This is a genomic window from Cryobacterium sp. MLB-32 (assembly GCF_000738085.1).
GTDB lineage: Bacteria > Actinomycetota > Actinomycetes > Actinomycetales > Microbacteriaceae > Cryobacterium.
This window is the reverse complement of the sequence record NZ_JPRS01000082.1, coordinates 1-8,548: the sequence shown is the minus strand read 5'-3', so window position 1 is coordinate 8,548 and position 8,548 is coordinate 1. Positions and strand designations below refer to the sequence as shown.

Sequence of the window (8,548 nt, the reverse complement as noted above, 5' to 3'; positions counted from 1 at the left end):
AGCACATTGTGCACCAACTAAACGCTTGACCACCCATACAGTAGCGAAGCCGCGAGGGAAGAAAAGGGGGTTGACGCGCACGGATTTGATCGGTACTAGAACGATCGGTCTGAGCCCGGGATTACGCGGATTTTCGAAACCGTCCTACTGGGCGGGAGCCACATAGTCGTTGCCGATGACGACGGTCATGTCTGCACCGGAATCGATGAAATCGTTGGAGAGCAGAATCGTCGCGCCCGGCAGGGACTGCACGATGCCGAGAGCCGCTGCTTCCAGCGTTGCATCGGAGTAGTAGACGATCGTCGTGGGCTGGTCCTGGGAGTTCGCATTGCTCGTGGCGCCCACCGTCCAGCCGGCGCTCTCGAGGGTCTGGGCAGCGGATGCCGCCACACCGTTGGACGAAGACCCGTTGAGCACGGTCACGCTCAGGGCCGGATCCACGGTGGCGACCGGTGTCGGCGCGGCCGTCGGAGCGGCGCTCGCCCCGGCCGTGGCGGATCCAGACGGCGAAATGCCCGGGATGCTGATGTCCAAGCGATTGTTGAGAGACAGAATACCGAATACACCCGCCGCGATCAGAGCCACGGTCGCGCCCAGAGCCCACCAGAACGCCACCCAGCCTCGACCCTTGCGGCCGGGCGCACGGTGGGCTCCGACGCGCTGCAGGTCGTGCGGAAGATGGTCGAATCGATCGTGTGCGTCATGAGTGGGCATCGTGGGTCTGGTTCGGTCCTTGGGTCGGGTCTCTCAGTGGGTGAAGACGAATCAATCGGGCAGGGCCAGCGAACGGCCGGCCCTGGCGACGGCGCGGGCCTCGCGCATCCGTTGCAGGCGTTTGACCAGCATAGGATCATGCGCGAGCGCGAGGGGGGAATCGATCAACGCCGCCAGAAGTTGATAATAGCGGGCCGCAGAGAGCGCGAATTCCAGGCGGATGGCTTCTTCCTTGGCACCGGGACTTCTCCACCACCGGGCTTCGAAGGCGAGGATGGCTGCGTCGCGCTGTGCCAGTTGCGGGGTGTCACTGCTGTGGGTAACGGTCGAATCGCGCGCACCCTCCACCGGACACCTCTTCACTCAGTCATACGGGGCACGGCGCTCGTGCAACACCGTCATCCTATTCAGCGAGGCTGGTTGTTGGCCGCACCATTCCGGGCGGGCCGTGTTTCGCCTGAAGATTCGCCGCAACCTGACGGAATGCGGAATGCCGCCGGGACCGCGTGAGTTTAGTCTGGAGTAGTCGTCTTCAGGCGACTGGTCGCACTCGGCGCGACCGACGGAACGAAGGGAATCACCATGGACCACGAGGTCACGAAGTCAGACGCCCAGTGGCGTGAGGAACTCTCCCCCGAGAAGTTCGCGGTTCTGCGCGAAGCCGGCACGGAGCGTCCGTGGACCGGAGAGCTGCTCGACGAAGCCCGCTCAGGCATTTACACCTGCGGCGCGTGCAACGCCGAGCTGTTCCAGAGCGGCACGAAGTTCGACTCTGGATGCGGCTGGCCCAGCTTCTACGAGTCGGTGCGCCCCGAAGCCGTGGAGTTGATCGAGGACCGTTCCCTCGGCACCGTCCGCACCGAGGTGCGCTGTGCGAACTGCGGATCGCACCTGGGGCACGTCTTCGACGACGGTTTCGGCACGCCGACCGGCGACCGGTACTGCATGAACTCGATCTCGCTCAACTTCACGGCCGCCGAATAACGATGCTGTCCGATGGCCGCGAGTCGGGGGCTCTTGCGGCGGTCGCGAATCGCCGGTCTCATTCCCAGGTGACAGCAGAGGCTCCCACTCGGGCCGAACTGCTGCCCCTCGTGGCAGCGGCCGCGCGGGCGGCGGACCACGCCGCCCTGCGTCCGTGGCGGTTGATCGAGGTGCGCGGTGAGGCGCGCGATCGCCTGGGTGAGGCGCTCGTCACCGCATCCGCCTGCACGGGCGAGGAGGCGGCCAAGCTGCGACTGAAACCGCTCCGAGCCCCGCTCCTCATCGCGATCGTGGCCTGCCGCCGCGACAGCAGCCCGGTGCAGGTCTGGGAGCAGGATGCCGCGGCGGTCGGCGTCGCGCATCTGCTGAGCCTGCTCCTGACCGATGCGGGCTGGGGCGTGATGTGGCGCACCGGGCCGCTCGTCCGCACCGAGGCCGTGCGCCTCGTGCACCGCCTCGAACGGTCGGAAGAACTTCTCGGCTGGCTCTACGTCGGCGGCGTGCCCGCGGACTGCACCGCCGGCAACCGGGCCGTCGTCAACCCGGCCAACCACCTGAGCGTGCTCTGAAAACGGTGTGCACTGGACGCCTGGGCGACACGAACCATTCAGCTGGAAGCTGTGCATCCGTTACCGAGGCATCGTAGCCTCACGGTGTGAGCGAAAAACTGCGTGAAATCAGCGGCCATCGCGCCGTCGTTGTCCACGGCCGAACTCCACGACATCCCGTTTCAGCGGCCGACCTCACCCTGCGAGGCCTCTGGCAGCTCGTGGGCGTCTACGTGTGGGTCGTTCTCCTGTTCAAGCGGAGAATCCCCGCCCGCCGCTTCTAGCCTCGCCGGCGGCCCGGCACACGCCAGCGAAATCCCACGATCACCACGGCGACGAGCGCGAGTACCGTTCCGCCAACGGTGGTCAGGGTGAGCGGATGCCCGGACGTCGGCGAGAACAGGTCGATCGCCAGGGCACAGAGCAACTGCCCGGCCACGATCGCCAGCCCGAGGAGCAGCACGCCCGTGGTGCGCACGACGATGGCCGCCCCGGCGATGAAGATGCAGCCGATGACCCCGCCGACGTACAGCCACGGAGCGGTCGGCAGTGACGTGGGAAACCCCACGGCCAGGCCATGTACAACGGCCGCGATGAAGAGCGCGATCGTGCCGGTGAGAAAGTTGAGGAAGGTCGCGGTCAGCGCGCTGCGGGCAAGAATGCGTACGTGACCGTTCACCGCCTGCTGCCAGCCCTGCGCAATGCCGGCCGCGAGAGGCAGCCACAGCAGCCACAGGGGCACATCGCTCTTGAGCTGGCCCGAGACCGTCCATGCCACGGCCAGTAGGGCCACGAGCACGCCCACGACCTTGGTCACCGTCAGCGGCCGCTTGCCGCCCGGCCCAATACCGAATTGGTCCATGAGCAGGCCGCTGATCGTCTGACCGGCCACGGTGGCCACCGAGAAGAGCGCAAGACCGAGCAGCGAGGCGGCGAGCCCCTGAGAGAGCACGAAGAGCGCACCGGAGACCCCGCCGAACAGGTGCCACCAGGAAAGTTCCCCGCCGCGTACCGCTTCACCGACCCGGGTGAGCCCGCGCCGGCCGGTGGGCCACAGGAGCATGGCGGCAGACAGCAGCACGAGACCGGAGCCGAACGAGATCACGGCCGCCGTGAACCCGTCGCCGATCCGCACGCCCAGCTCGCCGTTGACTCGGGACTGCACGGCATAGAGGGCACCGATGATCACCGAGAAGACCACGGCGAGCCACACCGGCAGAACCGACCGGGTCGACACGGCGGGATCGCTCACGGCATGGTGGGTTCGCAGCTCAGTCACTCGCGCAATTCTAGGGGACGGGCGCATGCCTGCGGCTGGGAGTCGGCATCCGCAGGACAGAGGAATTACTACGTAGCGACACCCGCTACCGGGTGTAGCCTGCATGCATGACGAGAAAAGGTGCCGCGGAATCCGCACCGCAGGACGCCCAGGCCCTGCGCGGTGTGCTGCCGATGCTGTTGCTCTCACAGGTGGCCCGGCAGGAATCCTACGGCTACGAGCTTGTGGTCCGCCTGCAGCGTCTCGGGCTCACCGACCTCGCCACCGGGACCGTGTATCCGGCCCTCACGCGGCTCGAGAGCGAGGGCGCGCTGAGCAGCCGACTCGTCGCATCCGCGGCCGGCCCGGCACGCAAGTACTACTCGCTGACCGAGCACGGGACCCGGGTTCTCGCCGCCTCGGCCACGCGCTGGAAGACCCTCGGTGCGATCGTCGATTCCGCACTCGCCCCTCTGCCCCCCGCGACACAGCCCCAGACCCAGGAGGACCAATGAACCACGACATCCCCGACGCCGTCACTCAGGCACGTGCGCCCTCGACGACGAGGTCGTGGTGGCGCCGGGAGACCTACCTCCTGCGCCTGGAGCTGTGGCTTGATGACAGGATCGACCACCGCACCAGAAGATCCATCCTGCGAGAGGTGCGCGGCAACCTCGTCGTCGACTCCGCCGACCGCGGGATCGAGCAAGCCCTCACCTCGCTCGGCTCGGCTCGTGAACTGGCGCGGAGCTACGAGGCAGCGACCGATTCGCGTCGTGGTCCCCGATGGAGTCTGGCCGCGGTCTGGTTTCTGGGCGTACTCATGATCTGGTGGACGATAGCCCTCAGCTACTCGCTCGGCATGCTCGCCGTGCTCTCCTCCACCGGGACGCGAGAGGCGGACTCCGTACTCCTCGGCGTGCCGGTGACCGTCTTCAGCGGCCCCGACGGCATCGGCATCGGCTGGCGAGCGGACTCCGTTGAGCACTTCTGGCCGCTCATCCTCGCCGTGGCCGCCGCCATCGTCACCGGTCGCCTCTGGCGTATCTGGGCCCGCCCCGCAAGGTGATCACCCGAGAGGTCAGACCAGCGGCGCAGCAGCTAAACGCGCAGCATCCACCGGAGAAGCCTCTACCCGCGCAGCGGCTGCAGCGCGTGAACGGGCCTCGAGATGGATGCCGGCGATCATGCATCTTACCGAGCCGCCCGCGAGTTCGATCGTGGGAACATCGAGGGGAACCACCGTGGCGCTCGACTCAATAACCCGAAGTTGCTCCGCAGTGAGCGCGGTGAGCGCCCGGCGTGACAGGGCGAGCACCCGACCGACGGAGCCGCGCAGCTCGATGGCGTTGCCGACGAAGTCGCGAATCTGGGCGTGGCTCAGACCAAGCACGGTTCGGCCGGGCGCCGCGAGCCGTTCGGCCACTTCCTGCCGACGGGCCGGTGATGTGATCATACCGAGGCTGATCAGCGCGAAGTCTGTGGCAATACACATCATGACATTGGTGTGATAGCAGGCCGCACCCGCCTCGTCGACCGCATCGAATGCCATCGGTTCATAGCCGAAGTTCGTGCAGAAGCGTTCGAGTGCGATCGGGTCGGCCCGGTTCGACCGGGCGACGTACGCCACCCGGCTCACGTGGTCGAGCACCATCGCGCCGGTGCCCTCGAGGTAGATGCCGTCCTGTTCGAGACCGGAGTAATCGATGACGTCCTGGACGCGATAGCGCTCCTTGAGCAGCTCGACGATGTCAGTGCGGCGTTCGCTGCGGCGGTTCGGGGCGTACATCGGGTAGAGCGCCACGTGCCCTCCCGCGTGCGTGGAGAACCAGTTGTTGGGAAAAACGCTGTCGGGCGTCACATCCCGGTCGTCGTCGAAGAGATGCACGGTGACGCCGTGCGCCTCCAGGGCGGCAGCGGCGGCCGTGACCTCATCGAACGCTCGCGCGGCGAGCGAGGCGTCGGCTCCGGATACGACCGCGCTCTGGAAGGAGTTATCGGCCTGCGTCTGCGGGTTCGGATGAAAATGGTGCGGCCGAACGAGGACGGCCGCACCCGGAGCCTGAGCCGACATGTCCGTCGGGCTTAGACGAGTGCCGGAGCAGCAGCGGCGACGAGGCCGAAGAGGTCCTTAGGGTCGGCGGGGTCGGCGATCAGGTCGACCTCTTCGAAGAAATCGGTGCCGTCCACTGCATCGCGAACGTAACGCAGGGCGGAGAAGTCTTCAATGGCGAAGCCGACGGAGTCGAAGACGGTCACCTGTGTGTCTGAGGCGCGACCGGCAACCTGTCCGGCGAGCACCTGCCAGATCTCGGTGATCGGAGAGTCGGCCTCGAGCTGCTGGATCTCTCCCTCGACGCGCGTCTGTGGCGGGAACTCCACGAAGACGGTGCCGTTACGAAGGATCTCTGCGTCGAGTTCGGTCTTGCCGGGGCAGTCACCGCCGATGGAGTTGAGGTGCATGCCGGGCTCGATCATGTCTGCGGTGAGGATGGTGGCGTTGGCCTTGTCCGCCGTGCAGGTGGTCACGATGTCGGCGCCGCGCACGGCGTCACGGGCATCCGTGGCCACGACAACGTCGAAGCCGAGGGGCTCGACATTGCGCACGAATTTCTCCATCGCGGCGGGGTCGGTGTCCCACACGCGGAGCTGCGTGATGCCGAGAATGGCGCGGAAGGCAAGGGCCTGGAACTCGGACTGGGTACCGGTGCCGATGAGGGCCATAGTCGTGGATCCGGGCCGGGCGAGGAGCTTGGCAACCATCGCGCTGGTGGCTCCCGTACGGAGCGCGGTCAGGAGTGTCATCTCGGACCAGAACGTCGGGTATCCGTTGTCTACATTCGCCAGCACACCGAACGCGGTGACGGTCTGAAAACCGCGGGTCGGGTTTAGCGGATGGCCGTTGACGTACTTGAACGCGTACGTGTCGCCGTCGCTTGCGGGCATCAATTCGATCACGCCGGAGGCGGAGTGGCTCGGCACTCGGGACGTTTTATCGAAGCTCTCCCAGCGCAGGAAGTCCTGCTCGAGGTAGTCGACCATGCCGGTGATGATGGGCTCCACGCCCTGCTCGGCGATCCATCGGGTCATGTTGGCCACATCTACGAAGCGCACCATGGGCGCCCCCTCTCTCGTCGGTACATCCACGCTATGGCTAGGCGATGTGTGGTCGCCATTGCGGATCAGCATTGTTTTGCACAGTGACTCGCGCACTCTGCTTATACCCGCTGTACAATAAGTGCAATGTCTACCCTGGATGACCTTGACCGTCGACTGCTGGCCCTGCTCCGGGTGAACTCCCGGGAGTCCGTGGCGAGTCTCGCCCGCGAGCTCGAGGTGACCCGATCCACCGTCACGGCCAGGCTGGACCGCCTCGTGCACTCCGGCACGGTTGTCGGCTTCTCGGTACGCGTCCGCGAGGATCGCGACCCCTCTTCCATCCGCGCGATCGCACTTCTGGAAGTGGAAGGGCGCTCGACCGACGCCGTGATCCGCAAACTGCGCGGGTTTTCGGAGGTACACGCGCTGCACACGACAAATGGCGGTTGGGACCTTGTCGCGGAACTGCGCACCGACTCGCTCGGCAATTTCGACCGCCTGCTGGGCCGCATCCGCTCGGTCGAGGGCATCGTGAACAGCGAAACAAGCCTGTTGCTGAGCTCGGTGCTCGTTTGACCGGTGCTCGTTTGACCGGTGCGCGTGCCACACCCGAGGTCACGGCATTCCTCACACGAGTGCCTCGCCAGCACAGACGTGCCTCGCCAGCACAGAAGTGCCTCGCCAGCACAGAAATGCATCGGTCGAAATCGACGGCGGAGACGGACGAATGGGGCCGGCCACGGGACTTGAACCCGTAACCCCCACTTTACAAGAGTGGTGCGCTACCAATTGCGCCAGGCCGGCATGAGGCTTTGCAGCCTCAAGAGTCCATCCTAGGCTATCCGGCGGGCGGCGCCGAAGGCGTGGGCGTCGAGGTCGAGTAGCTCTCCCCGGCTGACTGCAGCACAAACGCCGCAAATTCCTTCGGGTCAGCCAGGCTGCCCTGGTACTGCTTGCCGTCGACCAGCACGGTCGGCGTGGAGGCGATGGCGGTCAACGGCGAGTTCGGGATCGGACCCGCGGTGGCCCGATCCGTGGATGCGATCACCCAGGACTTGTAGGTCTCGTCAGTGATGCAGGTGTCGATCTGGGTGAGCGCTGTCGTGACGCCGGAATTCCTGACGACATCCTGAAGGTCGGCGTCGCTGCGCCCCGTGGTGTTTTCCGCGGGCTGGTCGACGAACATGGCCGAATTGAAGGCATAGAAGTTGTCGGGCGAGTAATTGGCTACACACGCCGCCGCGTTCGCCGCTCGCAGCGAATACTGGCTGCCAGCGGAACGGCCGGTGAGGATGGCAATCGGGTGGATCTCCACGGTGGCGGCACCCGAGTCGACCCACTGGGCGATCTGGTCGCCGTTGGTGGTTTCAAAGTCGCCGCAATACGGGCAGAGGTAGTCCACGTAGACCCGGATGTTCGCCACGGTACCCGAGGCATCCGGCTGGGAAGCCACCGGCGTGGCCTCCGGCTGGAGGGCGGGCGTGGTCACGGCAGTGAGGCCTTCACCGATGAGGATTCCATCGCTGGCCATGTTCGCCGGTCCGGGGACGGCCGGGCGGATCGAGTTCATGATGACAAGCGCGACGACCACGACGATGCCGACAGCGGCGAGACCGATGCCGCCCTGCAGCAGAAACTTGTTGCGGCGGTCCTTCTTCTGCTGCTCAACGCGAATCAGCTTGGCCTTGTCCCGCGCCGCCTCGCGCCGTTGGTTCTTAGAAGGACGCTTGTCGCTCAGTCCGCCTGTTGTCATGAATTCTTCGCTCCACACGGTAAAGGTTCGCCACCGGGTTTAATGCTGGTGCACTAGCAAATAATACGACCATCCGCTGGGAGTCGACCACACGGGTGTCCCTCGTGTCTGTCCCCCTCGCCCGACCCGCCGCCGAGCGGCAGGGGCCGTATGCCATAATGAAAAGGTTCGGCATCTTCACTGACGCAGGTT

At 65.9% G+C, this 8,548-nt stretch carries 12 protein-coding genes and 1 tRNA gene; 6 read left to right on the top strand and 7 right to left on the bottom strand.

The features are described from left to right. Positions 1–144 precede the first annotated feature (144 nt). Positions 145–714 (bottom strand): LytR C-terminal domain-containing protein, encoded by a 570-nt coding sequence (locus JF66_RS10115; protein ID WP_035877535.1) that lies wholly within the window; start codon positions 712–714, stop codon positions 145–147. Positions 715–765: 51 nt separating this feature from the next. After that, positions 766–1,062, bottom strand: coding sequence for a DUF3263 domain-containing protein (locus JF66_RS10110; RefSeq protein ID WP_035877533.1), 297 nt, complete (start codon positions 1,060–1,062; stop codon positions 766–768). 234 nt (positions 1,063–1,296) lie between these two features. Here JF66_RS10110 and msrB point away from each other — a divergent pair, with 234 nt between their 5' ends. From msrB to JF66_RS22955, 3 genes are all read left to right on the top strand, one after another. Further along, a complete protein-coding gene (msrB, locus tag JF66_RS10105) occupies positions 1,297–1,698 on the top strand; it encodes a peptide-methionine (R)-S-oxide reductase MsrB (RefSeq protein WP_035877532.1) in 402 nt (133 codons plus the stop codon). A 2-nt stretch (positions 1,699–1,700) separates the two neighbouring features. Continuing rightward, on the top strand, positions 1,701–2,267 hold the full coding sequence (locus JF66_RS10100; protein WP_035877529.1) for a nitroreductase family protein: 567 nt from the start codon (positions 1,701–1,703) through the stop codon (positions 2,265–2,267). 86 nt (positions 2,268–2,353) lie between these two features. Next, positions 2,354–2,530 carry a hypothetical protein gene (locus JF66_RS22955; protein ID WP_156109731.1) on the top strand — a complete coding sequence of 59 codons (177 nt, stop codon included), beginning with the start codon at positions 2,354–2,356 and terminating at the stop codon, positions 2,528–2,530. On the opposite strand, the gene JF66_RS10095 is transcribed toward JF66_RS22955, so the two are convergent. Further along, positions 2,527–3,525 (bottom strand): DMT family transporter, encoded by a 999-nt coding sequence (locus tag JF66_RS10095; RefSeq protein WP_231556368.1) that lies wholly within the window; start codon positions 3,523–3,525, stop codon positions 2,527–2,529. The genes JF66_RS22955 and JF66_RS10095 overlap by 4 nt on opposite strands. A gap of 107 nt (positions 3,526–3,632) precedes the next feature. Between JF66_RS10095 and JF66_RS10090 the strand changes: the two genes are divergently transcribed. Both JF66_RS10090 and JF66_RS10085 read left to right on the top strand, forming a co-directional pair. Then, entirely contained in the window at positions 3,633–4,019 is a 387-nt protein-coding gene (locus JF66_RS10090) for a PadR family transcriptional regulator (protein WP_035877527.1), read from the top strand. After that, on the top strand, positions 4,016–4,573 hold the full coding sequence (locus JF66_RS10085) for a hypothetical protein (protein WP_035877523.1): 558 nt from the start codon (positions 4,016–4,018) through the stop codon (positions 4,571–4,573). Before JF66_RS10090 ends, JF66_RS10085 begins: the two co-directional genes overlap by 4 nt. A gap of 12 nt (positions 4,574–4,585) precedes the next feature. On the opposite strand, the gene ctlX is transcribed toward JF66_RS10085, so the two are convergent. Next, complete coding sequence (ctlX, locus tag JF66_RS10080; protein ID WP_035877519.1) at positions 4,586–5,578, bottom strand: citrulline utilization hydrolase CtlX; 993 nt, start codon at positions 5,576–5,578, stop codon at positions 4,586–4,588. 11 nt (positions 5,579–5,589) lie between these two features. Continuing rightward, positions 5,590–6,621 carry an ornithine cyclodeaminase gene (locus JF66_RS10075; RefSeq protein ID WP_035877518.1) on the bottom strand — a complete coding sequence of 344 codons (1,032 nt, stop codon included), beginning with the start codon at positions 6,619–6,621 and terminating at the stop codon, positions 5,590–5,592. A 126-nt stretch (positions 6,622–6,747) separates the two neighbouring features. On the opposite strand from JF66_RS10075, the gene JF66_RS10070 reads away from it, so the two are divergent. Further along, positions 6,748–7,179, top strand: coding sequence for an Lrp/AsnC family transcriptional regulator (locus JF66_RS10070; protein ID WP_035877515.1), 432 nt, complete (start codon positions 6,748–6,750; stop codon positions 7,177–7,179). Positions 7,180–7,331: 152 nt separating this feature from the next. Here JF66_RS10070 and JF66_RS10065 read toward each other — a convergent pair. Both JF66_RS10065 and JF66_RS10060 read right to left on the bottom strand, forming a co-directional pair. Then, positions 7,332–7,407 (bottom strand) — tRNA-Thr (locus JF66_RS10065). A gap of 34 nt (positions 7,408–7,441) precedes the next feature. Beyond that, positions 7,442–8,356: a thioredoxin domain-containing protein gene (locus JF66_RS10060; RefSeq protein WP_197059381.1), complete on the bottom strand. Its 915-nt coding sequence runs from the start codon at positions 8,354–8,356 to the stop codon at positions 7,442–7,444. Between the last annotated feature and the right edge of the window lie 192 nt (positions 8,357–8,548).

Bases quoted from the DNA above. Each gene is read 5' to 3' on its own strand.
- msrB (WP_035877532.1), top strand. From the start codon at position 1,297: ATGGACCACGAGGTCACGAAGTCAGACGCCCAGTGGCGTGAGGAACTC.
- ctlX (WP_035877519.1), bottom strand. From the start codon at position 5,578: ATGTCGGCTCAGGCTCCGGGTGCGGCCGTCCTCGTTCGGCCGCACCAT.
- JF66_RS10085 (WP_035877523.1), top strand. From the start codon at position 4,016: ATGAACCACGACATCCCCGACGCCGTCACTCAGGCACGTGCGCCCTCG.
- JF66_RS10090 (WP_035877527.1), top strand. From the start codon at position 3,633: ATGACGAGAAAAGGTGCCGCGGAATCCGCACCGCAGGACGCCCAGGCC.
- JF66_RS10100 (WP_035877529.1), top strand. From the start codon at position 1,701: ATGCTGTCCGATGGCCGCGAGTCGGGGGCTCTTGCGGCGGTCGCGAAT.
- JF66_RS10070 (WP_035877515.1), top strand. From the start codon at position 6,748: ATGTCTACCCTGGATGACCTTGACCGTCGACTGCTGGCCCTGCTCCGG.
- JF66_RS10115 (WP_035877535.1), bottom strand. From the start codon at position 714: ATGCCCACTCATGACGCACACGATCGATTCGACCATCTTCCGCACGAC.
- JF66_RS10060 (WP_197059381.1), bottom strand. From the start codon at position 8,356: ATGACAACAGGCGGACTGAGCGACAAGCGTCCTTCTAAGAACCAACGG.
- JF66_RS10075 (WP_035877518.1), bottom strand. From the start codon at position 6,621: ATGGTGCGCTTCGTAGATGTGGCCAACATGACCCGATGGATCGCCGAG.